Genomic DNA, 19,345 nt, shown 5'->3' on the forward strand with positions numbered 1-19,345 from the left:
GAGGACTGAGAAATGGGTATCCGCAAGTACAAGCCGACGACCCCGGGCCGTCGTGGCTCCAGCGTCGCCGACTTTGTCGAGATCACGCGGTCCACGCCGGAGAAGTCGCTGGTTCGCCCCCTGCACAGCAAGGGCGGCCGTAACAACACCGGTCGGATCACCGTTCGCCACCAGGGTGGTGGACACAAGCGCGCCTACCGCGTGATCGACTTCCGTCGTCACGACAAGGACGGCGTGCCGGCCAAGGTCGCGCACATCGAGTACGACCCCAACCGCACTGCGCGCATCGCGCTCCTGCACTACGCGGACGGCGAGAAGCGCTACATCATCGCGCCGAAGGCTCTGAAGCAGGGCGACCGGATTGAGAACGGCCCCACGGCCGACATCAAGCCCGGCAACAACCTGGCCCTCCGCAACATCCCGGTCGGTACCACGATCCACGCGATCGAGCTCCGTCCCGGTGGTGGCGCCAAGTTCGCCCGTTCCGCGGGTGCCTCCGTGCAGCTGCTGGCGAAGGAGGGCACGATGGCCCACCTTCGTATGCCTTCCGGTGAGATCCGCCTGGTCGACGCGCGCTGCCGCGCGACCGTCGGTGAGGTCGGCAACGCCGAGCAGTCGAACATCAACTGGGGCAAGGCCGGCCGCATGCGCTGGAAGGGCGTTCGCCCGTCCGTCCGCGGTGTCGCGATGAACCCGGTTGACCACCCGCACGGTGGTGGTGAGGGCAAGACCAGTGGTGGTCGCCACCCGGTCTCCCCGTGGGGTCAGAAGGAGGGTCGTACTCGCTCGCCGAAGAAGGCTTCGAGCAAGTACATCGTCCGCCGCCGCAAGACGAACAAGAAGCGCTAGGAGCGGGTTTAGATGCCGCGCAGTCTCAAGAAGGGGCCCTTCGTCGACGACCACCTCGTAAAGAAGGTGGACGTCCAGAACGAAGCCGGCACCAAGAACGTCATCAAGACCTGGTCCCGTCGCTCGATGATCATCCCCAGCATGCTGGGTCACACCATCGCGGTGCACAACGGCAAGACCCACGTCCCGGTGTTCGTCACCGAGTCGATGGTCGGCCACAAGCTCGGCGAGTTCTCGCCGACTCGCACCTTCCGCGGCCACGTCAAGGACGACCGGAAGTCGAAGCGCCGCTAAAGGCGGGGTGGTTACGACTATGACTTACACCGAAGGGACAACCATGGAAGCCAGGGCCCAGGCGCGGTACATCCGCGTCACGCCCATGAAGGCCCGCCGAGTGGTGGACCTTATCCGTGGCATGGATGCCACGGAGGCTCAGGCGGTCCTGCGTTTCGCCCCGCAGGCCGCGAGCGTGCCGGTTGGCAAGGTGCTGGACAGCGCCATTGCCAATGCCGCACACAACTACAACCACCCGGACGCCTCCACGCTGGTCATCAGCGAGGCGTTCGTGGACGAGGGCCCGACCCTGAAGCGGTTCCGTCCGCGTGCGCAGGGCCGTGCCTACCGGATCCGCAAGCGGACCAGCCACATCACCGTGGTCGTCAGCAGCAAGGAAGGTTCCCGGTAATGGGCCAGAAGGTAAACCCGCACGGGTTCCGGCTCGGCATCACCACCGACTTCAAGTCGCGTTGGTACGCCGACAAGCTGTACAAGGACTACGTCAAGGAAGACGTCGCCATCCGTCGGATGATGACGTCCGGCATGGAGCGCGCCGGCATCTCGAAGGTTGAGATCGAGCGCACCCGTGACCGCGTGCGTGTGGACATCCACACCGCTCGTCCGGGCATCGTCATCGGCCGCCGTGGCGCCGAGGCCGACCGCATCCGCGGTGACCTCGAGAAGCTCACGGGCAAGCAGGTCCAGCTGAACATCCTCGAGGTCAAGAACCCCGAGCTTGACGCTCAGCTGGTTGCCCAGGCCGTTGCCGAGCAGCTTTCCTCCCGCGTCTCCTTCCGTCGCGCCATGCGTAAGAGCATGCAGGGCACGATGAAGGCCGGCGCCAAGGGCATCAAGATCCAGTGTGGCGGCCGTCTCGGCGGCGCCGAGATGTCCCGCTCCGAGTTCTACCGCGAAGGCCGTGTGCCGCTGCACACCCTCCGCGCGAACGTGGACTACGGCTTCTTCGAGGCCAAGACCACCTTCGGCCGTATCGGTGTGAAGGTCTGGATCTACAAGGGCGACGTCAAGAACATCGCCGAGGTTCGCGCCGAGAACGCTGCGGCCCGTGCGGGTAACCGCCCGGCCCGTGGCGCGCAGGGCGCTGGCGACCGTCCCGCCGGCCGTGGTGGCCGTGGTGGCGAGCGCGGCGGCCGTGGTGGCCGCAAGCCGCAGCAGGCTGCTGGTGTCGAGGCCCCCAAGGCCGACGCTCCCGCCGCCGCTCCGGCCGAGAGCACCGGAACGGAGGCCTGACCGACATGCTGATCCCTCGTAGGGTCAAGCACCGCAAGCAGCACCACCCGAAGCGCAGCGGTATGGCCAAGGGCGGTACTGAGGTCACGTTCGGCGAGTACGGCATCCAGGCGCTGACCCCGGCGTACGTGACGAACCGCCAGATCGAGGCGGCTCGTATTGCGATGACCCGCCACATCAAGCGTGGCGGCAAGGTCTGGATCAACATCTACCCGGACCGCCCGCTGACGAAGAAGCCGGCCGAAACCCGCATGGGTTCCGGTAAGGGTTCTCCCGAGTGGTGGATCGCCAACGTGCACCCGGGCCGGGTCATGTTCGAGCTGTCCTACCCGAACGAGAAGATTGCTCGTGAGGCGCTCACCCGCGCTGCTCACAAGCTTCCGATGAAGTGCCGGATTGTTCGGCGCGAGGCAGGTGAGTCGTGATGGCGACGGGAACCAAGGCGTCCGAGCTGCGTGAGCTCGGCAACGAGGAGCTCGTTGGCAAGCTGCGCGAGGCCAAGGAGGAGCTGTTCAAGCTCCGCTTCCAGGCGGCCACGGGTCAGCTGGAGAACAACGGCCGGCTCAAGTCCGTCCGTAAGGACATCGCTCGCATCTACACCCTGATGCACGAGCGTGAGCTCGGTATCGAGACGGTGGAGAGCGCCTGATGAGCGAGAACAACGTGACTGAGAAGACCGAGCGCGGTTTCCGCAAGACCCGTGAGGGTCTGGTCGTCAGCGACAAGATGGACAAGACCGTCGTCGTCGCCGTCGAGGACCGCGTCAAGCACGCCCTGTACGGCAAGGTCATCCGCCGTACGAACAAGCTCAAGGCTCACGACGAGCAGAACGCTGCCGGCGTCGGCGACCGCGTCCTCATCATGGAGACGCGTCCGCTGTCGGCGAGCAAGCGCTGGCGCATCGTCGAGATCCTCGAGAAGGCCAAGTAATTCGTCCGGGGGGTTTCCCCCGGATTCGTTCCGCCAGGCTCGGTGGGGGCGACGCTCTCCGGAGTGAAGCCCCCGCCGGGAACCGGCAGACAAACAGGAGATACACGTGATCCAGCAGGAGTCGCGACTGCGTATCGCCGACAACACTGGTGCCAAGGAAATCCTTTGCATCCGTGTTCTCGGTGGTTCCGGTCGCCGCTACGCGGGCATCGGTGACGTCATCGTCGCCACCGTCAAGGACGCGATCCCCGGTGGCAACGTGAAGAAGGGTGACGTCGTCAAGGCGGTCATCGTTCGCACCGTCAAGGAGCGTCGCCGCCAGGACGGCTCGTACATCCGCTTTGACGAGAACGCCGCCGTCATTCTGAAGAACGACGGCGACCCTCGCGGCACCCGTATCTTCGGCCCGGTGGGCCGTGAGCTGCGCGAGAAGAAGTTCATGAAGATCATCTCGCTCGCGCCGGAGGTGCTGTAAGCATGAAGATCAAGAAGGGCGACCTGGTTCAGGTCATCACCGGTAAGGACAAGGGCAAGCAGGGCAAGGTCATCGTCGCCTTCCCCGCCGACAACCGCGTCCTCGTCGAGGGTGTCAACCGGGTCAAGAAGCACACCAAGGCTGCGCAGAACCAGGCCGGTGGCATTGTGATCACCGAGGCCCCGGTCCACGTCAGCAACGTTCAGCTGGTTGTGGAGAAGGACGGCAAGAAGGTCGTCACCCGCGTCGGCTACCGCTTCGACGACGAGGGCAACAAGATCCGCGTTGCCAAGCGGACGGGTGAGGACATCTGATGGCTACCACTCCGCGTCTCAAGACGAAGTACCGCGAGGACATCGCGGGCAAGCTGCGTGAGGAGTTCTCGTACGAGAACGTCATGCAGATCCCCGGCCTCGTGAAGATCGTGGTCAACATGGGTGTGGGCGACGCCGCCCGCGACTCCAAGCTGATCGACGGCGCCATCAAGGACCTGACGACGATCACCGGCCAGAAGCCGGCCGTCACGAAGGCCCGGAAGTCCATCGCGCAGTTCAAGCTGCGCGAGGGTCAGCCGATCGGCTGCCACGTCACCCTCCGTGGTGACCGCATGTGGGAGTTCCTGGACCGTACGCTGTCGCTCGCGCTGCCGCGTATCCGTGACTTCCGTGGTCTGTCGCCGAAGCAGTTCGACGGCCGTGGCAACTACACCTTCGGTCTCACGGAGCAGGTCATGTTCCACGAGATCGACCAGGACAAGATCGACCGTACCCGGGGTATGGACATCACCGTGGTTACCACGGCGACCAACGACGACGAGGGCCGTGCCCTCCTTCGTCACCTCGGCTTCCCCTTCAAGGAGGCGTAAGCGAGATGGCGAAGAAGGCTCTCATCGCGAAGGCTGCCCGCAAGCCCAAGTTCGGTGTGCGTGCGTACACCCGCTGCCAGCGCTGCGGTCGCCCCCACTCCGTGTACCGCAAGTTCGGCCTGTGCCGCGTCTGCCTTCGTGAGATGGCTCACCGTGGCGAGCTGCCGGGCGTGACCAAGAGCTCCTGGTAAATCACCCTCGTCCGCAAGGACTTGGGCTGTACCAGGCACTCTCGGTAAGCATCTGGACGGTGGGTGCCCGGCCGCGCATGCCTTAGGCTTGTGTGGTTGGGCGTCCGCCGCCCATAACGACTTACTACGCCGTAGGTCCCCGCACCGCACCCGTCCCGCCACTGAGTGGGGAGAGGGATGGCGCATACAGGAAACCCCGGCGAGAGAGGCCGAAGGCCACTTCATGACCATGACTGACCCGATCGCAGACATGCTCACGCGTCTGCGTAACGCTAACTCGGCGTACCACGACACCGTCGTGATGCCGCACAGCAAGATCAAGTCGCACATCGCAGAGATCCTCAAGCAGGAGGGTTTCATCACCGGCTGGAAGGTCGAGGACGCCGAGGTCGGCAAGAACCTCGTCCTCGAGCTGAAGTTCGGGCCGAACCGCGAGCGCTCCATTGCGGGCATCAAGCGGATCTCGAAGCCCGGTCTGCGCGTGTACGCGAAGTCCACCAACCTGCCCAAGGTGCTCGGCGGCCTGGGCGTGGCGATCATCTCCACGTCCCACGGTCTCCTCACCGGCCAGCAGGCAGGCAAGAAGGGCGTAGGTGGGGAAGTCCTCGCCTACGTCTGGTAGTCGGGAACGGAGGAAAAGCAATGTCGCGAATCGGCAAGCTCCCCATCCAGGTTCCCGCCGGTGTGGACGTCACCATCGATGGCAGCACGGTCGCGGTGAAGGGCCCCAAGGGTTCCCTTTCCCACACCGTCAAGGCTCCCATCGCCGTTGTTAAGGGCGAGGACGGCGTTCTCAACGTCACCCGTCCCAACGACGAGCGTCAGAACAAGGCCCTGCACGGCCTGTCCCGCACGCTGGTGGCGAACATGATCACCGGTGTGACCACGGGATACGTCAAGGCTCTCGAGATCAGCGGTGTCGGTTACCGTGTCCTGGCGAAGGGCTCCAACCTGGAGTTCCAGCTGGGTTACAGCCACCCGATCCTGGTGGAGGCGCCCGAGGGCATCTCCTTCAAGGTCGAGTCGCCGACCAAGTTCTCGGTCGAGGGCATCGACAAGCAGAAGGTCGGCGAGGTCGCCGCCAACATCCGCAAGCTGCGGAAGCCCGACCCGTACAAGGCCAAGGGTGTCAAGTACGCCGGCGAAGTCATCCGCCGCAAGGTCGGAAAGGCTGGTAAGTAGCCATGGCATACGGTGTGAAGATCGCCAAGGGCGACGCGTACAAGCGCGCTGCCAAGGCTCGCCGCCACATCCGCATTCGCAAGAACGTGTCGGGTACGGCGGAGCGTCCGCGCCTCGTCGTGACGCGTTCCAACCGCAACATCGTTGCTCAGGTCATCGACGACCTCCAGGGTCACACCCTGGCGTCCGCGTCGACCCTGGACACCTCGATCCGCGGTGGCGAAGGCGACAAGAGCGCCCAGGCCCAGGCCGTCGGCGCGCTCGTGGCCGAGCGTGCGAAGGCTGCCGGCGTCGAGACCGTTGTCTTTGACCGCGGTGGCAACCGATACGCCGGGCGCATTGCCGCTCTGGCTGACGCCGCCCGCGAAGCCGGGCTGAAGTTCTAAGCCCCGGTTCCGGGACTCACGGACGTAACAGAGAGAGGTAATCCAATGGCTGGACCCCAGCGCCGCGGAAGCGGTGCCGGTGGCGGCGAGCGGCGGGACCGGAAGGGTCGCGACGGTGGCCCTGCCGCCGAGAAGACCGCTTACGTTGAGCGCGTTGTCGCGATCAACCGCGTCGCCAAGGTTGTCAAGGGTGGTCGCCGCTTCAGCTTCACCGCGCTGGTCGTGGTGGGCGACGGTGACGGCACTGTAGGTGTCGGTTACGGCAAGGCCAAGGAAGTTCCCGCGGCCATCGCCAAGGGTGTCGAGGAAGCGAAGAAGAACTTCTTCAAGGTTCCGCGCATCCAGGGCACCATCCCTCACCCGATCACGGGCGAGCGTGCCGCGGGCGTCGTGCTCCTGAAGCCGGCTTCCCCCGGTACCGGTGTTATCGCCGGTGGCCCGGTGCGCGCCGTTCTGGAGTGCGCCGGCGTTCACGACATCCTGTCGAAGTCGCTCGGCTCTTCCAACGCGATCAACATCGTGCACGCGACCGTGGCGGCCCTCAAGGGCCTGCAGCGTCCCGAGGAGATCGCGGCTCGCCGTGGTCTGCCCCTCGAGGACGTCGCCCCCGCGGCTCTGCTTCGTGCACGTGCTGGGGCGGGTGCGTAATGGCTCGCCTCAAGGTCACGCAGATCAAGTCGTACATCGGCAGCAAGCAGAACCACCGCGACACGCTGCGTTCGCTCGGGCTCAAGCGCCTGAACGACGTCGTCGTCAAGGAGGACCGCCCCGAGTTCCGCGGAATGGTGCACACCGTCCGCCACCTCGTGACGGTTGAGGAGGTTGACTAACATGGCTGAGAACAGCCCGCTGAAGGCCCACAACCTCCGTCCCGCCCCCGGCGCCAAGACCGCGAAGACCCGTGTCGGTCGTGGTGAGGCGTCGAAGGGTAAGACGGCCGGTCGTGGTACGAAGGGCCAGAAGGCCCGTTACCAGATCCCGCAGCGCTTCGAGGGTGGGCAGATGCCCCTCCACATGCGCCTGCCGAAGCTCAAGGGCTTCAAGAACCCGTTCCGCACCGAGTTCCAGGTCGTGAACCTGGACAAGCTCGGCGCTCTCTACCCCGAGGGTGGAGAAGTCACGGTGGCCGACCTGGTCGCCAAGGGCGCGGTTCGCAAGAACAGCCTCGTCAAGGTCCTGGGCCAGGGCGAGCTCTCCGTGGCGCTGCAGGTTTCGGTTGACGCCGTCTCCGCCTCCGCCAAGGAGAAGATCGCCGCTGCCGGTGGCACCGTCACCGAGCTCGTCTAAGACGATTTCAGTGGCTGAATAGCTCGAAACCCGACCGGGGATGCCTCACATATGGGGCATCCCCGGTTGGTCGTTCCACGGGAGGCACACTCGCCGGTAAGGTGGCGTGCACCTTTGCTTTGTCGTATACGTCGATCCCTCAGACCGTCACCTCTGACGCAGTAGCGCGGGGGTCGCAGGAGGCACCGTGCTCACCGCGTTCGCCCGGGCGTTCAAGACGCCCGACCTGCGCAAGAAGCTGCTCTTCACGCTCGGCATCATCGTGCTGTTCCGGCTCGGGTCCCACATCCCGGTACCCGGCGTGAGCTACAAGAACGTTCAGATCTGTGTTGAGCAGGCAGGCAGCAGCAATGGGCTGTTCGGTCTGGTCAACATGTTCAGCGGCGGTGCGCTGCTGCAGATCACGATCTTCGCGCTCGGCATCATGCCGTACATCACGGCGAGCATCATTCTGCAGCTGCTGACCGTGGTCATCCCGAAGCTGGAGACCCTCAAAAAAGAGGGTCAGTCCGGCACGGCGAAGATCACTCAGTACACGCGCTATCTGACGGTCGCGCTCGCGATCCTGCAGGGCACCGGCCTCGTCGCCACCGCCCGCACGGGGGCCCTGTTCCAGGGCTGCCAGGTCGCCAGCCAGATCGTTCCCGACCGGTCGATCTTCACCACGGTCGTCATGGTGGTCACCATGACCGCCGGTACCTGCGTCGTCATGTGGCTCGGTGAGCTCATCACCGACCGCGGCATCGGCAACGGCATGTCGATCCTCATGTTCATCTCGATCGCCGCCGGCTTCATCGGCGCCATGTGGCAGATCAAGCTCCAGGGCAAGATCGCCGATGGCTGGGTCGAGTTCGGCGTCGTCATCCTGGTCGGCCTCGCGATGGTGTGTCTGGTGGTCTTCGTCGAGCAGGCGCAGCGCCGGATCCCGGTCCAGTACGCGAAGCGCATGATCGGCCGCCGTGCCTACGGCGGTACCTCGACCTACATCCCGCTCAAGGTGAACCAGGCGGGCATCATCCCCGTCATCTTCGCCTCGTCGCTGCTCTACATCCCGGCACTGATCGTCCAGTTCAGCGGCTCGACCGCGGGCTGGGCCACCTGGATCCAGAAGCACTTCGTCAAGGGCGACCACCCGTACTACATCGCGACCTACTTCCTCCTGATCGTCTTCTTCGCGTTCTTCTACGTGGCGATCTCGTTCAACCCCGAGGAAGTTGCAGACAACATGAAGAAGTATGGTGGGTTCATCCCGGGTATTCGTGCCGGTCGACCCACCGCCGAGTACCTGAGCTACGTGCTCAACCGGATCACCTGGCCGGGGTCGCTGTACCTGGGTCTCATCGCTCTTGTGCCGACGATGGCGTTGGCCGGCTTCGGAGCGAACCAGAACTTCCCGTTCGGCGGGACGAGCATCCTGATCATCGTGGGTGTGGGTCTGGAAACCGTGAAGCAGATCGAGAGCCAGCTCCAGCAGCGTAATTACGAAGGGTTCCTCCGCTGATGCGAATCGTCCTCGTCGGACCGCCCGGTGCGGGCAAGGGAACGCAGGCCGCGTTCCTCGCCAAGAACCTGTCGATCCCGCACATCTCCACGGGCGACCTGTTCCGGGCCAACATCAGCCAGGGCACCGAGCTGGGCAAGCAGGCGAAGGCGTACATGGACGCCGGCGACCTGGTCCCCGACGAGGTGACCATCGGCATGGCGAAGGACCGGATGGAGCAGCCCGACGCCGTGGGCGGCTTCCTGCTCGACGGGTTCCCGCGCAACGTGTCGCAGGCCGAGGCCCTCGACGTGATGCTGAAGGCGGAGGGCATGAAGCTCGACGCCGTCCTCGACCTGGAGGTCGAGGAGGACGAGGTCGTCAAGCGGATCGCCGGTCGCCGGATCTGCCGTAACGACTCCTCGCACGTCTTCCACGTCGCGTACGCCGCGCCGAAGGCCGAGGGTGTCTGCGACACCTGCGGTGGCGAGCTGTACCAGCGCGGTGACGACTCCGAGGCCACGGTGCGCAACCGGCTGGAGGTCTACCACACGCAGACCGAGCCGATCATCGACTACTACAAGGGCCAGGGCCTGCTGGTGACCATCCCGGCCCTCGGTGAGGTCGCGGACGTCACCAAGCGCGCGATGGACGCCCTCCCCAAGTAGTACCCCCGTAGTACAAGAACGGCCGCGGTGTCCCCAGGGCATCGCGGCCGTACTGTTGAGAAGACCCGTACCGAGGCTGGAAGGCGTTTTTCATGGTCCAGATCAAGACCCCCGAGCAGATCGCGAAGATGCGCGAGGCAGGGCTGGTCGTCGCCGCGATCCACGCGGCGACCCGTGAGGCGGCCGTTCCCGGCGCCACGACGCGGGATCTGGACATGGTGGCCCGCAAGGTGATCGCGGACGCCGGCGCCAAGTCGAACTTCCTCGGCTACGGCGGCTTCCCCGCGACCATCTGCACCTCGGTGAACGAGGTCGTCGTCCACGGCATCCCGGACGACAAGACGGTCCTCAAGGACGGCGACATCATCTCGATCGACGCCGGCGCCATCATCGACGGCTGGCACGGCGACGCCGCGTACACCGCCTTCGTGGGCACTGGGCACGCCCCTGAGCTCCTGGAGCTCTCCCGGGTGACCGAGGAGTCCATGTGGGCCGGCATCGCGGCCATGAAGCTCGGCAACCGCCTCGTGGACATCTCCAAGGCGATCGAGACGTACATCAAGCGCCAGCCGCGTCCCGCCACCGGTGACCACAGCCTCGGCAGGTTCGGGATCATCGAGGACTACGGCGGCCACGGCATCGGGTCCGAGATGCACATGGACCCCCACCTGCTGAACTACGTCTCGCGCAAGCGGGGCAAGGGGATCAAGCTGGTCCCGGGCGTCTGCCTGGCGATCGAGCCGATGATCTCCCTGGGCACCGCCCAGACGGAGGTACTGGCGGACGACTGGACGGTCATCACGACGGACGGGACCTGGTCCTCGCACTGGGAGCACTCCATCGCCCTGACGGAGGCCGGTCCCATCGTTCTGACCAGCCCGGACTGCGGCAAGGCGAAGCTGGCGGAGTACGGGGTCACCACGGCTCCGGACCCTCTGGCGTAATGATCTACACTCTGGGGCAAACTTTCCGGATTCGTCTTTCTGGGTGCCCTGACGTAGACTGACTCGTCGGCTCTCGTGCACATCCATGCCTGCAAGCGTGGCGCACAGAGTCGATCAAGGTAGCCGATTCGAAGGGCGAAGCGTGGCCAAGAAGCAAGGTGCCATCGAAATCGAGGGCACCGTGATCGAGTCCCTCCCGAACGCGATGTTCAAGGTGGAACTGCAGAACGGTCACAAGGTCCTCGCGCACATCAGCGGCAAGATGCGCATGCACTACATCCGCATCCTCCCGGATGACCGGGTCGTCGTGGAGCTGTCTCCGTACGACCTGACGCGTGGCCGGATCGTCTACCGATACAAGTAGATCTTGTCCTCACTCCTGCCTGGGCGTCTTGTCCCGGTGCGGGTGGTGGCACTGACCCGGAGAACCTCACCAACATGAAGGTCAAGCCGAGCGTCAAGAAGATCTGCGACAAGTGCAAGGTGATCCGCCGTCACGGCCGGGTCATGGTCATCTGCGACAACCTGCGCCACAAGCAGCGCCAGGGCTGACGCACGCCGACCGACCTGCCTTAACGCAGTTCTTCGCGCGACGTAAGAAAACGTACATACGCAGAATCCGCCCAGCCCTGCAAGGGGCCGGCGGCACCTCCGGCGGGGGCCGGGGACCCGGACGTACCACCACCCATTCAGGTGTGGTCGGCGGTCGGGGTTGATTCTGCTGAAGACCCCCGAACACACAGGAGCCATTGAATGGCACGCGTTTCCGGTGTTGACATCCCGCGCGAAAAGCGCGTGGAGATCGCACTCACCTACGTCTTCGGTGTCGGTCGCACCCGGTCCAAGGAAATCCTTGCGGCCACCGGTGTGAACCCGAACACCCGCGTTCGTGACCTGGCCGAAGAGGACCTGGTCAAGATCCGCGAGTACGTGGACGCCAACCTCCGCACCGAGGGTGACCTCCGCCGCGAGATCCAGGCCGACATCCGTCGCAAGGTCGAGATCCAGTGCTACCAGGGTATCCGCCACCGTCGCGGCCTCCCGGTGCACGGTCAGCGCACCAGCACGAACGCCCGTACCCGCAAGGGTCCGCGTCGCGCGATCGCCGGTAAGAAGAAGCCGGGCAAGAAGTAGTCCTGTTCAGCGGTCTTGCGCTGTAGGACCGACCACCTCCCGTAGGAGATTTAGATGCCCCCCAAGGGTCGTCAGGGCGCTGCCAAGAAGGTGCGCCGCAAGGAAAAGAAGAACGTCGCTCACGGGCACGCCCACATCAAGAGCACGTTCAACAACACCATCGTTTCGATCACCGACCCCTCGGGCAACGTGATCTCCTGGGCCTCCGCCGGCCACGTCGGCTTCAAGGGCTCGCGCAAGTCCACCCCCTTCGCCGCGCAGATGGCCGCCGAGTCGGCCGCCCGCCGCGCGCAGGAGCACGGCATGCGCAAGGTTGACGTCTTCGTCAAGGGTCCCGGCTCCGGCCGCGAGACCGCGATCCGCTCCCTCCAGGCCACCGGCCTCGAGGTCGGCTCGATCCAGGACGTCACCCCCACCCCGCACAACGGCTGCCGCCCGCCGAAGCGCCGCCGCGTCTGACGCAGCGGACGCACCTGTGCGTTCTTGAGTGTCCGGGCGGTACGACCCCTTCGGGGGACGTACCGCCCGTACCCTTGCAGTAGCCGTACCTCGGTACGGCATCCCGTCGGGCGTCAAATAGTGGGCGTCCACGAATGAAGGAACACAGACATGCTTATCGCTCAGCGTCCTTCGCTGACCGAAGAGGTCGTCGACGAGTACCGCTCGCGGTTCGTGATCGAGCCGCTGGAGCCGGGCTTCGGCTACACCCTCGGCAACTCCCTGCGCCGTACGCTCCTGTCCTCGATCCCGGGTGCCGCTGTCACCAGCATCCGCGTGGACGGCGTCCTGCACGAGTTCACCACCGTGCCGGGTGTGAAGGAAGACGTCACCGACATCATCCTGAACATCAAGCAGCTGGTCGTCTCCTCGGAGCACGACGAGCCGGTCGTGATGTACCTGCGCAAGCAGGGTCCCGGCCTGGTCACCGCCGCTGACATCGCGCCCCCGGCCGGTGTCGAGGTGCACAACCCGGACCTGGTCCTCGCCACGCTCAACGGCAAGGGCAAGCTGGAGATGGAGCTGACCGTCGAGCGCGGTCGCGGCTACGTCTCCGCCGTCCAGAACAAGCAGCTGGGCCAGGAGATCGGTCGCATCCCGATCGACTCCATCTACAGCCCGGTCCTCAAGGTCACCTACAAGGTCGAGGCGACCCGAGTCGAGCAGCGCACCGACTTCGACAAGCTGATCGTCGACGTCGAGACCAAGCAGGCCATGCGCCCGCGCGACGCCATGGCGTCCGCCGGCAAGACCCTGGTCGAGCTGTTCGGTCTGGCGCGCGAGCTCAACATCGACGCCGAGGGCATCGACATGGGCCCGTCCCCCACGGACGCCGCCCTGGCCGCCGATCTTGCGCTGCCGATCGAGGAGCTGGAGCTCACCGTTCGGTCGTACAACTGCCTCAAGCGCGAGGGCATCCACTCCGTGGGTGAGCTCGTCGCCCGCTCCGAGGCCGACCTGCTCGACATCCGCAACTTCGGTGCGAAGTCGATCGACGAGGTCAAGGCGAAGCTGGCCGGCATGGGCCTGGCCCTCAAGGACAGCCCGCCCGGATTCGACCCGACCGCCGCCGCCGACGCCTTCGGCGCAGACGACGACGCGGACGCCGGTTTCGTCGAGACCGAGCAGTACTAGAAAGCTTGTGGGGGGCTCGCGCCCCCCACACCACCCTCTCGCGACCGCTTGAGGGAACTGACTCCGGTACCTGACACGGCCGGTGCAGATTTGAAGGAGTAACAATGCCGCGTCCCGCAAAGGGTGCCCGCCTGGGCGGCTCCGCCGCGCACGAGAAGCACCTCCTCGCGAACCTCGCGAAGGCGCTCTTCGAGCACGGCCGCATCACCACCACCGAGGCCAAGGCCCGCCGCCTGCGTCCCTACGCCGAGCGTCTGGTCACCAAGGCCAAGAAGGGCGACATCCACAACCGTCGCCTGGTGCTGCAGACGATCACGGACAAGAGCATCGTGCACACGCTGTTCACCGAGATCGCCCCGCGCTACGAGAACCGCCCCGGTGGTTACACGCGCATCACCAAGATCGGCAACCGTCGTGGCGACAACGCCCCGATGGCCGTGATCGAGCTGGTCGAGGCCCTCACGGTCGCCCAGCAGGCCACTGGTGAGGCCGAGGCCGCCACCAAGCGCGCGGTCAAGGAGGCGGAGGCTGTCGAGACCCCCGCCGAGGAGACCAAGGAGGCCTGATCCCTCGGGATCACGCTTGCTTGATCGGCTCTGAACGGGCCCGCCCCTTCCGGGGGCGGGCCCGTTCTGCATTGCGGTGACTCTGAGAGGATCGGTCACGTGAGTGACGAGGTGGAGCCCGGGCACGTCCGGGTGCGGCTGGACCTGAGCTACGACGGCAAGGACTTCTCCGGCTGGGCGAAGCAGCGCGTGCTGCGCACCGTCCAGGGCGAGCTGGAGTCGGCCCTGCAGACCGTGATGCGGCTGTCCGAGCCGGTCGAGCTGACCGTGGCCGGGCGCACCGACGCGGGCGTGCACGCCCGCGGGCAGGTCGCCCAGTTCGACCTCGCCGAGGAGGTGTGGGCCGAGCACCACAACAAGCTGCTGCGCCGCCTCGCGGGGCGGCTGCCGCACGACGTACGGGTGTGGAAGGTCGCGGAGGCCCCCGAGGGCTTCAACGCGCGCTTCTCGGCCATCTGGCGCCGCTACGCGTACCGCGTCGGCGACCACCAGGGCGGCGTCGACCCGCTGCGCCGCGGCCACGTGCTGTGGCACCAGTGGCCCCTCGACGTGGACGCCATGAACGAGGCCGCCGCCGCGCTGCTCGGCGAGCACGACTTCGCCGCGTACTGCAAGAAGCGCGAGGGCGCCACGACCATCCGTACGCTCCAGCAGCTCAGCTGGGAGCGCGCCGAGGACGGGATCGTCACCGCGACCGTCCGCGCCGACGCCTTCTGCCACAACATGGTCCGCTCGCTGGTGGGCGCCCTGCTGCACGTCGGCGACGGGCACCGGCCCACCGACTGGCCGGGCAAGGTGCTGGCCGCCGGCGTACGGGACTCCTCGGTGCACGTGGTCAAGCCGCACGGGCTGACCCTGGAGGAGGTCGGCTACCCGGCGGACGAGCTGCTGGCCGCCCGCAGCAAGGAAGCCCGCAACCTGCGCACCCTCCCCGGAGCCGGCTGCTGCTGAGCGCCGGCCAAACCGGTTGGGTGGATCGGCGCCGGACCGGGAGAATGCCGGGCATGGGACATCTCGAAGCCAGCCATTTGGAGTACTACCTTCCCGACGGGCGGGTCCTGCTCCCCGACGTCTCCTTCCGGGTGGGGGAGGGGTCGGTGGTCGCCCTGGTCGGGGCGAACGGGGCCGGCAAGACCACCCTGCTGAAGATGATCTCCGGGGAGCTCCAGCCGCACGGCGGCGGTGTGACCGTCTCCGGCGGTCTCGGCGTGATGTCGCAGTTCGTGGGTTCGGTGCGGGACGAGACGACCGTGCGGGACCTCCTGGTGTCGGTGGCCCAGCCGCGGATCCGGGAGGCCGCCAAGGCCGTGGACCGGGCCGAGCAGCGGATCCTCACCGTGGACGACGAGGCCGCGCAGATGGCGTACGCGCAGGCGCTGAGCGACTGGGCGGACGTCCAGGGCTACGAGGCGGAGACCCTGTGGGACGTCTGCACCATGGCCGCGCTGGCGATCCCGTACGACACCGCGCAGTTCCGCGAGGTGCGCACGCTGTCGGGCGGTGAGCAGAAGCGGCTCGTGCTGGAGGCGCTGCTGCGCGGGCCGGACGAGGTGCTGCTGCTCGACGAGCCGGACAACTACCTCGACGTCCCTGGCAAGCGGTGGCTGGAGGACCAGCTCAAGGCGACCCGCAAGACGGTGCTGTTCGTCTCGCACGACCGGGAGCTGCTGACCCGGGCCGCCGAGAAGATCATCAGCCTGGAGGCGAGCCCGATGGGCTCCGACGTCTGGGTGCACGGCGCGGGCTTCGACACCTACCACGACGCCCGCAAGGAGCGCTTCGCGCGCTTCGAGGAGCTCAAGCGGCGCTGGGACGAGGAGCACGCCCGGCTCAGGGCCCTGGTGCTGCGGCTGCGCAACCAGGCCGCGAGCAGCCCCGACATGGCCTCGCGGTACCGGGCGATGCAGACCCGCTTCCAGAAGTTCGAGGAGGCCGGCCCGCCGCCGGAGCCGCCGCGGGAGCAGGACATCAAGATGCGGCTCAAGGGCGGGCGTACCGGCGTGCGCGCGCTGACCGTGGAGAACCTGGAGCTCACGGGGCTGATGAAGCCCTTCTCGCTGGAGGTTTTCTACGGGGAGCGGGTCGCCGTACTGGGCTCGAACGGCTCCGGCAAGTCGCACTTCCTGCGGCTGATGGCGGGCGAGGACGTCAAGCACACGGGCACGTGGAAGCTGGGCGCGCGGGTGGTTCCCGGCCACTTCGCGCAGACGCACGCGCACCCCGAGCTGTTCGGCCGCACCCTCGTCGACATCCTGTGGACGGAGGCGGCCAAGCCCCTGGGCCAGGCGATGGGGGCCCTGCGCCGGTACGAGCTGGAGCGCCAGGGCGACCAGCCGTTCGAGAAGCTCTCGGGCGGCCAGCAGGCCCGCTTCCAGATCCTGCTGCTGGAGCTGGCGGGGACCACGGCGCTGCTGCTGGACGAGCCGACGGACAACCTGGACCTGGAGTCCGCGGAGGCGCTCCAGGAGGGCCTGGAGGCGTACGAGGGGACTGTGCTGTGCGTCACGCACGATCGCTGGTTCGCGCGCACATTTGACCGTTACCTGGTCTTCGGTTCGGACGGTGTTGTGCGGGAGACTCAGGAACCCGTCTGGGACGAACGTAGAGTCGAACGCAAGCGCTAGGGGGCTACCGTCACCCCCTCGGATGAGTGAGGGGCAGGCGTCGTGGGGCTGCGGCCTAGCATCTGGCTGATGAAGTGGGAGAACCAGACCTCCGGAACGCCGGCGTCGGGGAGCCGGCTGATCGACTGGCTGCTGCGGCCGGCCTCCCGGCCCTGGCAGGTGCTCTCCCTCGCGGTGCTCCTCGGGGTCGCCGTCTCCACGAGCCTGCGCACGAACTGGGGCTCGGACAACGCCTTCGTGGTCAAGGCGGCGCAGACGCTGCTCGCGGGCGGGTCCCCGTACGAGGACAAGCGCTTCCTCTACCTCCCCAGCGCCGTGATCATGGCGGTTCCGGAGGCCCTGCTGCCGCGGACGGTGCTGCAGTGGGTCCTGCCGGTCGGGATGTCGGGGCTGCTGGGCGTGGGCTGGCTGGCGGCGCTGCGGATGTTCTCGGTGCCGCTGCGCTCGCGCTTCGCGGTCGGCGGTTTCGCGGTGTTCGCCCTCGTCTACAAGCCGTACGTGAACCTCGTGCTGATCGGCAACTGGACCGCCATCTCGGCGGCCGCGCTGCCGGTGGCCCTGCTGCTCGCGCACCGGCGGTCGTGGGCGGCGGCCGGGCTGGTGGTCGGGCTGGCGATCGCGTGCAAGCCGATGCTGGTGCCGATCGGGCTGCTGTTCCTGCTCGCCCGGCAGTGGCGGGGGCTGGCCGCGGCCGTGCTGGTGCCGGTGGGGCTCTCGCTGGCCGGCGCGCTGATGATGCCGAGCCCGTCGCTGTTCTTCACCAAGACCCTGCCCTTCCTGCTCCAGGGACAGGACGCGTACGCGCTGCCCTGGGACGCCTCGCCGATCGCGGTGCTGCCGCGGCTGGGGGTGCCGGAGCCGATCGCGGTGCTGTTCGCGTTCGCGGGGGCCGCGGCCGGTCTGTGGGCGGTCTGGGTGCGGTGGCGCAGACCGGACGAGGTCGACGGGGGTGAGCTGCGGCTGGTGGAGACCGCCTGTCTGGTGATGCTCGCCGCATTCCTGGTGTCGCGGCCGTCCTTCGACCACTACCTTCTGGTGGTGCTTCCGCTGCTGCTGGCCTCGGCGGTGCGGCCTGGCTCGATGCCCCGATCGCCCTGGTTCTGGCTGGCGTTGACGCCCCAGGTGGCCCTGATCCCGTGGCCCTCGGAGCTGGCCCACAAGCGGCGCGCCTTCAAGGACTGCGCCACCCTGTGCGGGCTCGTGTTTCTGCTGGCGCGTCGTGCGCTGGGCTCCGGTCGGGTTACTCTGGTGCCCGTAACAACTGCGGGGTCCCCACCCAGGACCGAACCGGAGTGCGCCGCGACGCCAGCAGAATCGGCATCGCGGACCGCGTTTTGACCCGTATGGGTCTGCTTGGGTATCCTGCTGGTTTGTTATGCGTATTGGCTTTCTCATTCTCACGTGAAAGGGCCTTGCGCCGGTCCACCGGACCGATGACCAGCGGTTCACACGGGTTGCGTCCCCGATGTGAACGAGGGCTGTCGTGATCGTCCGTGGTGACCCTGTCAGGACCTTCCCGTGGGGCTTGCGCCCTTGGGATACCACCACTGAAGAAGCGAAGGCATACGCGTGCGTACGTTCAGCCCCAAGCCCGGCGACATCTCGCGCCAGTGGCTCGTCATCGACGCCCAGGACGTTGTCCTCGGCCGTCTGGCGACCCAGGTCGCTGCCCTCCTGCGGGGTAAGCACAAGCCGACCTACGCCCCCCACATGGACATGGGCGACTTCGTCATCATCGTCAACGCCGACAAGGTTCACCTGTCCGGCAACAAGGCGACCCAGAAGATGGCGTACCGCCACTCCGGCTACCCGGGCGGTCTCCGCTCGGTGCGCTACGACGACCTCCTGGCGAACAACCCGGAGAAGGCCGTCGAGAAGGCCATCAAGGGCATGCTCCCCAAGAACACCCTGGGCCGTCAGATGCTCTCGAAGCTGAAGGTCTACTCGGGCGACCAGCACCCCCACGCTGCCCAGCAGCCGGTGCCGTTCGAGATCACCCAGGTCGCGCAGTAGTTCCGGCCACCCCCTAAGACGTAGAAAATTCTGAGGAGCATCGTGGCCGAGACCACCGCCGAGACGACCGTCGAAGAGTTCGAGGGCAACGTCGAGGAGTACACCAGCGAGTCCGAGGTTGTCGTCGAGGGCGACTACACCTCCGAGTCCCTTGCCGGCCGCTTCGGCGACCCCCAGCCGGCCGCCGGCCTGGGCCGTCGCAAGAACGCCATCGCCCGCGTCCGGATCGTTCCGGGCACCGGCAAGTGGAAGATCAACGGTCGCACCCTTGAGGACTACTTCCCCAACAAGGTGCACCAGCAGGAAGTCAACGAGCCGTTCAAGCTGCTCGAGCTCGACAACCGCTACGACGTCATCGCCCGCATCTCGGGTGGCGGCGTGTCCGGTCAGGCCGGCGCCCTGCGCCTCGGCGTGGCCCGTGCGCTGAACGAGGCGGACGTGGACAACAACCGCCCGGCGCTGAAGAAGGCCGGCTTCCTCTCCCGCGACGACCGTGCGGTCGAGCGCAAGAAGGCCGGTCTCAAGAAGGCCCGTAAGGCTCCGCAGTACAGCAAGCGTTAATCTGCGCCTGCTGTTCTGCAACGAAACCGCC

The 19,345-nt window shown here is 66.6% G+C and carries 31 protein-coding genes; all 31 read left to right on the top strand.

Annotated elements, in window-relative coordinates:
• Positions 1-12: 12 nt before the first annotated feature.
• Positions 13-849, top strand: coding sequence for a 50S ribosomal protein L2 (gene rplB / locus ACFYZ4_RS16095; protein ID WP_008739715.1), 837 nt, complete (start codon positions 13-15; stop codon positions 847-849).
• A gap of 12 nt (positions 850-861) precedes the next feature.
• Complete coding sequence (gene rpsS / locus ACFYZ4_RS16100) at positions 862-1,143, top strand: 30S ribosomal protein S19 (protein ID WP_008739713.1); 282 nt, start codon at positions 862-864, stop codon at positions 1,141-1,143.
• Between the two features lie 43 nt (positions 1,144-1,186).
• Positions 1,187-1,534: a 50S ribosomal protein L22 gene (gene rplV, locus ACFYZ4_RS16105; protein ID WP_037792011.1), complete on the top strand. Its 348-nt coding sequence runs from the start codon at positions 1,187-1,189 to the stop codon at positions 1,532-1,534.
• On the top strand, positions 1,534-2,376 hold the full coding sequence (gene rpsC, locus ACFYZ4_RS16110) for a 30S ribosomal protein S3 (protein WP_030230639.1): 843 nt from the start codon (positions 1,534-1,536) through the stop codon (positions 2,374-2,376). The genes rplV and rpsC overlap by 1 nt, the downstream gene beginning before the upstream one ends.
• A 5-nt stretch (positions 2,377-2,381) precedes the next feature.
• Positions 2,382-2,801, top strand: a complete 420-nt coding sequence (gene rplP / locus ACFYZ4_RS16115; protein ID WP_008739704.1) for a 50S ribosomal protein L16 — start codon at positions 2,382-2,384, stop codon at positions 2,799-2,801.
• Complete coding sequence (gene rpmC / locus ACFYZ4_RS16120; protein ID WP_008739703.1) at positions 2,801-3,025, top strand: 50S ribosomal protein L29; 225 nt, start codon at positions 2,801-2,803, stop codon at positions 3,023-3,025. The genes rplP and rpmC overlap by 1 nt, the downstream gene beginning before the upstream one ends.
• Complete coding sequence (rpsQ, locus tag ACFYZ4_RS16125) at positions 3,025-3,306, top strand: 30S ribosomal protein S17 (RefSeq protein ID WP_030008467.1); 282 nt, start codon at positions 3,025-3,027, stop codon at positions 3,304-3,306. Before rpmC ends, rpsQ begins: the two co-directional genes overlap by 1 nt.
• A gap of 106 nt (positions 3,307-3,412) precedes the next feature.
• Positions 3,413-3,781 (top strand): 50S ribosomal protein L14, encoded by a 369-nt coding sequence (rplN, locus tag ACFYZ4_RS16130; RefSeq protein ID WP_008739701.1) that lies wholly within the window; start codon positions 3,413-3,415, stop codon positions 3,779-3,781.
• A 2-nt stretch (positions 3,782-3,783) separates the two neighbouring features.
• Positions 3,784-4,095 (top strand): 50S ribosomal protein L24, encoded by a 312-nt coding sequence (gene rplX / locus ACFYZ4_RS16135; RefSeq protein ID WP_030008468.1) that lies wholly within the window; start codon positions 3,784-3,786, stop codon positions 4,093-4,095.
• The gene (gene rplE / locus ACFYZ4_RS16140) at positions 4,095-4,646 is read left to right on the top strand and encodes a 50S ribosomal protein L5 (RefSeq protein WP_030388859.1); all 552 of its coding nucleotides are present in this window, start codon (positions 4,095-4,097) and stop codon (positions 4,644-4,646) included. Before rplX ends, rplE begins: the two co-directional genes overlap by 1 nt.
• A 5-nt stretch (positions 4,647-4,651) precedes the next feature.
• The gene (locus tag ACFYZ4_RS16145; protein WP_003956452.1) at positions 4,652-4,837 is read left to right on the top strand and encodes a type Z 30S ribosomal protein S14; all 186 of its coding nucleotides are present in this window, start codon (positions 4,652-4,654) and stop codon (positions 4,835-4,837) included.
• 223 nt (positions 4,838-5,060) lie between these two features.
• Positions 5,061-5,459, top strand: a complete 399-nt coding sequence (rpsH, locus tag ACFYZ4_RS16150) for a 30S ribosomal protein S8 (RefSeq protein WP_007265911.1) — start codon at positions 5,061-5,063, stop codon at positions 5,457-5,459.
• Between the two features lie 20 nt (positions 5,460-5,479).
• The gene (rplF, locus tag ACFYZ4_RS16155) at positions 5,480-6,019 is read left to right on the top strand and encodes a 50S ribosomal protein L6 (protein ID WP_030388858.1); all 540 of its coding nucleotides are present in this window, start codon (positions 5,480-5,482) and stop codon (positions 6,017-6,019) included.
• 2 nt (positions 6,020-6,021) lie between these two features.
• On the top strand, positions 6,022-6,405 hold the full coding sequence (gene rplR, locus ACFYZ4_RS16160) for a 50S ribosomal protein L18 (RefSeq protein WP_008739696.1): 384 nt from the start codon (positions 6,022-6,024) through the stop codon (positions 6,403-6,405).
• Between the two features lie 45 nt (positions 6,406-6,450).
• Complete coding sequence (rpsE, locus tag ACFYZ4_RS16165; protein WP_053682615.1) at positions 6,451-7,053, top strand: 30S ribosomal protein S5; 603 nt, start codon at positions 6,451-6,453, stop codon at positions 7,051-7,053.
• A complete protein-coding gene (gene rpmD / locus ACFYZ4_RS16170; protein ID WP_112447741.1) occupies positions 7,053-7,235 on the top strand; it encodes a 50S ribosomal protein L30 in 183 nt (60 codons plus the stop codon). The genes rpsE and rpmD overlap by 1 nt, the downstream gene beginning before the upstream one ends.
• A gap of 1 nt (position 7,236) precedes the next feature.
• Complete coding sequence (rplO, locus tag ACFYZ4_RS16175) at positions 7,237-7,692, top strand: 50S ribosomal protein L15 (protein WP_008739693.1); 456 nt, start codon at positions 7,237-7,239, stop codon at positions 7,690-7,692.
• Positions 7,693-7,879: 187 nt separating this feature from the next.
• Complete coding sequence (gene secY, locus ACFYZ4_RS16180; RefSeq protein ID WP_351290777.1) at positions 7,880-9,193, top strand: preprotein translocase subunit SecY; 1,314 nt, start codon at positions 7,880-7,882, stop codon at positions 9,191-9,193.
• Positions 9,193-9,840, top strand: coding sequence for an adenylate kinase (locus ACFYZ4_RS16185; RefSeq protein ID WP_351290775.1), 648 nt, complete (start codon positions 9,193-9,195; stop codon positions 9,838-9,840). Before secY ends, ACFYZ4_RS16185 begins: the two co-directional genes overlap by 1 nt.
• A 92-nt stretch (positions 9,841-9,932) precedes the next feature.
• Positions 9,933-10,784, top strand: a complete 852-nt coding sequence (gene map / locus ACFYZ4_RS16190) for a type I methionyl aminopeptidase (protein ID WP_351290773.1) — start codon at positions 9,933-9,935, stop codon at positions 10,782-10,784.
• A 142-nt stretch (positions 10,785-10,926) separates the two neighbouring features.
• The gene (infA, locus tag ACFYZ4_RS16195) at positions 10,927-11,148 is read left to right on the top strand and encodes a translation initiation factor IF-1 (RefSeq protein ID WP_003956442.1); all 222 of its coding nucleotides are present in this window, start codon (positions 10,927-10,929) and stop codon (positions 11,146-11,148) included.
• Positions 11,149-11,222: 74 nt separating this feature from the next.
• Positions 11,223-11,336 carry a 50S ribosomal protein L36 gene (gene rpmJ / locus ACFYZ4_RS16200; protein WP_003956441.1) on the top strand — a complete coding sequence of 38 codons (114 nt, stop codon included), beginning with the start codon at positions 11,223-11,225 and terminating at the stop codon, positions 11,334-11,336.
• Between the two features lie 201 nt (positions 11,337-11,537).
• Positions 11,538-11,918 (top strand): 30S ribosomal protein S13, encoded by a 381-nt coding sequence (rpsM, locus tag ACFYZ4_RS16205; RefSeq protein WP_150518306.1) that lies wholly within the window; start codon positions 11,538-11,540, stop codon positions 11,916-11,918.
• A 54-nt stretch (positions 11,919-11,972) separates the two neighbouring features.
• Entirely contained in the window at positions 11,973-12,377 is a 405-nt protein-coding gene (gene rpsK / locus ACFYZ4_RS16210; RefSeq protein ID WP_003956432.1) for a 30S ribosomal protein S11, read from the top strand.
• 150 nt (positions 12,378-12,527) lie between these two features.
• Entirely contained in the window at positions 12,528-13,550 is a 1,023-nt protein-coding gene (locus tag ACFYZ4_RS16215; RefSeq protein ID WP_008739666.1) for a DNA-directed RNA polymerase subunit alpha, read from the top strand.
• A gap of 104 nt (positions 13,551-13,654) precedes the next feature.
• On the top strand, positions 13,655-14,116 hold the full coding sequence (rplQ, locus tag ACFYZ4_RS16220) for a 50S ribosomal protein L17 (RefSeq protein WP_030154710.1): 462 nt from the start codon (positions 13,655-13,657) through the stop codon (positions 14,114-14,116).
• A 99-nt stretch (positions 14,117-14,215) separates the two neighbouring features.
• On the top strand, positions 14,216-15,067 hold the full coding sequence (truA, locus tag ACFYZ4_RS16225; RefSeq protein WP_390784170.1) for a tRNA pseudouridine(38-40) synthase TruA: 852 nt from the start codon (positions 14,216-14,218) through the stop codon (positions 15,065-15,067).
• 44 nt (positions 15,068-15,111) lie between these two features.
• Positions 15,112-16,740 carry an ATP-binding cassette domain-containing protein gene (locus ACFYZ4_RS16230; RefSeq protein ID WP_351290769.1) on the top strand — a complete coding sequence of 543 codons (1,629 nt, stop codon included), beginning with the start codon at positions 15,112-15,114 and terminating at the stop codon, positions 16,738-16,740.
• A 69-nt stretch (positions 16,741-16,809) separates the two neighbouring features.
• Positions 16,810-18,078 carry a glycosyltransferase family 87 protein gene (locus ACFYZ4_RS16235; protein ID WP_351290767.1) on the top strand — a complete coding sequence of 423 codons (1,269 nt, stop codon included), beginning with the start codon at positions 16,810-16,812 and terminating at the stop codon, positions 18,076-18,078.
• A 231-nt stretch (positions 18,079-18,309) separates the two neighbouring features.
• Entirely contained in the window at positions 18,310-18,753 is a 444-nt protein-coding gene (gene rplM, locus ACFYZ4_RS16240) for a 50S ribosomal protein L13 (protein ID WP_266934864.1), read from the top strand.
• A 42-nt stretch (positions 18,754-18,795) separates the two neighbouring features.
• On the top strand, positions 18,796-19,314 hold the full coding sequence (gene rpsI, locus ACFYZ4_RS16245; protein ID WP_030710366.1) for a 30S ribosomal protein S9: 519 nt from the start codon (positions 18,796-18,798) through the stop codon (positions 19,312-19,314).
• Positions 19,315-19,345 lie beyond the last annotated feature (31 nt).

The organism is Streptomyces sp. NPDC001513, from assembly GCF_042894695.1.
Classification (GTDB): domain Bacteria; phylum Actinomycetota; class Actinomycetes; order Streptomycetales; family Streptomycetaceae; genus Streptomyces.

Excerpts from the sequence above, each read along its gene's own strand:
- rpsQ (WP_030008467.1), top strand. The coding sequence starts at position 3,025 with ATGAGCGAGAACAACGTGACTGAGAAGACCGAGCGCGGTTTCCGCAAG.
- rpsM (WP_150518306.1), top strand. The coding sequence starts at position 11,538 with ATGGCACGCGTTTCCGGTGTTGACATCCCGCGCGAAAAGCGCGTGGAG.
- rplB (WP_008739715.1), top strand. The coding sequence starts at position 13 with ATGGGTATCCGCAAGTACAAGCCGACGACCCCGGGCCGTCGTGGCTCC.
- ACFYZ4_RS16215 (WP_008739666.1), top strand. The coding sequence starts at position 12,528 with ATGCTTATCGCTCAGCGTCCTTCGCTGACCGAAGAGGTCGTCGACGAG.
- ACFYZ4_RS16235 (WP_351290767.1), top strand. The coding sequence starts at position 16,810 with ATGAAGTGGGAGAACCAGACCTCCGGAACGCCGGCGTCGGGGAGCCGG.
- map (WP_351290773.1), top strand. The coding sequence starts at position 9,933 with ATGGTCCAGATCAAGACCCCCGAGCAGATCGCGAAGATGCGCGAGGCA.
- ACFYZ4_RS16145 (WP_003956452.1), top strand. The coding sequence starts at position 4,652 with ATGGCGAAGAAGGCTCTCATCGCGAAGGCTGCCCGCAAGCCCAAGTTC.
- ACFYZ4_RS16185 (WP_351290775.1), top strand. The coding sequence starts at position 9,193 with ATGCGAATCGTCCTCGTCGGACCGCCCGGTGCGGGCAAGGGAACGCAG.
- ACFYZ4_RS16230 (WP_351290769.1), top strand. The coding sequence starts at position 15,112 with ATGCCGGGCATGGGACATCTCGAAGCCAGCCATTTGGAGTACTACCTT.
- rpsS (WP_008739713.1), top strand. The coding sequence starts at position 862 with ATGCCGCGCAGTCTCAAGAAGGGGCCCTTCGTCGACGACCACCTCGTA.
- rplQ (WP_030154710.1), top strand. The coding sequence starts at position 13,655 with ATGCCGCGTCCCGCAAAGGGTGCCCGCCTGGGCGGCTCCGCCGCGCAC.
- rpsC (WP_030230639.1), top strand. The coding sequence starts at position 1,534 with ATGGGCCAGAAGGTAAACCCGCACGGGTTCCGGCTCGGCATCACCACC.
- rpmD (WP_112447741.1), top strand. The coding sequence starts at position 7,053 with ATGGCTCGCCTCAAGGTCACGCAGATCAAGTCGTACATCGGCAGCAAG.
- rpsH (WP_007265911.1), top strand. The coding sequence starts at position 5,061 with ATGACCATGACTGACCCGATCGCAGACATGCTCACGCGTCTGCGTAAC.
- rplX (WP_030008468.1), top strand. The coding sequence starts at position 3,784 with ATGAAGATCAAGAAGGGCGACCTGGTTCAGGTCATCACCGGTAAGGAC.
- rplF (WP_030388858.1), top strand. The coding sequence starts at position 5,480 with ATGTCGCGAATCGGCAAGCTCCCCATCCAGGTTCCCGCCGGTGTGGAC.
- rplR (WP_008739696.1), top strand. The coding sequence starts at position 6,022 with ATGGCATACGGTGTGAAGATCGCCAAGGGCGACGCGTACAAGCGCGCT.
- rpmJ (WP_003956441.1), top strand. The coding sequence starts at position 11,223 with ATGAAGGTCAAGCCGAGCGTCAAGAAGATCTGCGACAAGTGCAAGGTG.
- rpsK (WP_003956432.1), top strand. The coding sequence starts at position 11,973 with ATGCCCCCCAAGGGTCGTCAGGGCGCTGCCAAGAAGGTGCGCCGCAAG.
- rpsE (WP_053682615.1), top strand. The coding sequence starts at position 6,451 with ATGGCTGGACCCCAGCGCCGCGGAAGCGGTGCCGGTGGCGGCGAGCGG.
- rpmC (WP_008739703.1), top strand. The coding sequence starts at position 2,801 with ATGGCGACGGGAACCAAGGCGTCCGAGCTGCGTGAGCTCGGCAACGAG.
- rplV (WP_037792011.1), top strand. The coding sequence starts at position 1,187 with ATGGAAGCCAGGGCCCAGGCGCGGTACATCCGCGTCACGCCCATGAAG.
- rplE (WP_030388859.1), top strand. The coding sequence starts at position 4,095 with ATGGCTACCACTCCGCGTCTCAAGACGAAGTACCGCGAGGACATCGCG.
- rplP (WP_008739704.1), top strand. The coding sequence starts at position 2,382 with ATGCTGATCCCTCGTAGGGTCAAGCACCGCAAGCAGCACCACCCGAAG.
- rplO (WP_008739693.1), top strand. The coding sequence starts at position 7,237 with ATGGCTGAGAACAGCCCGCTGAAGGCCCACAACCTCCGTCCCGCCCCC.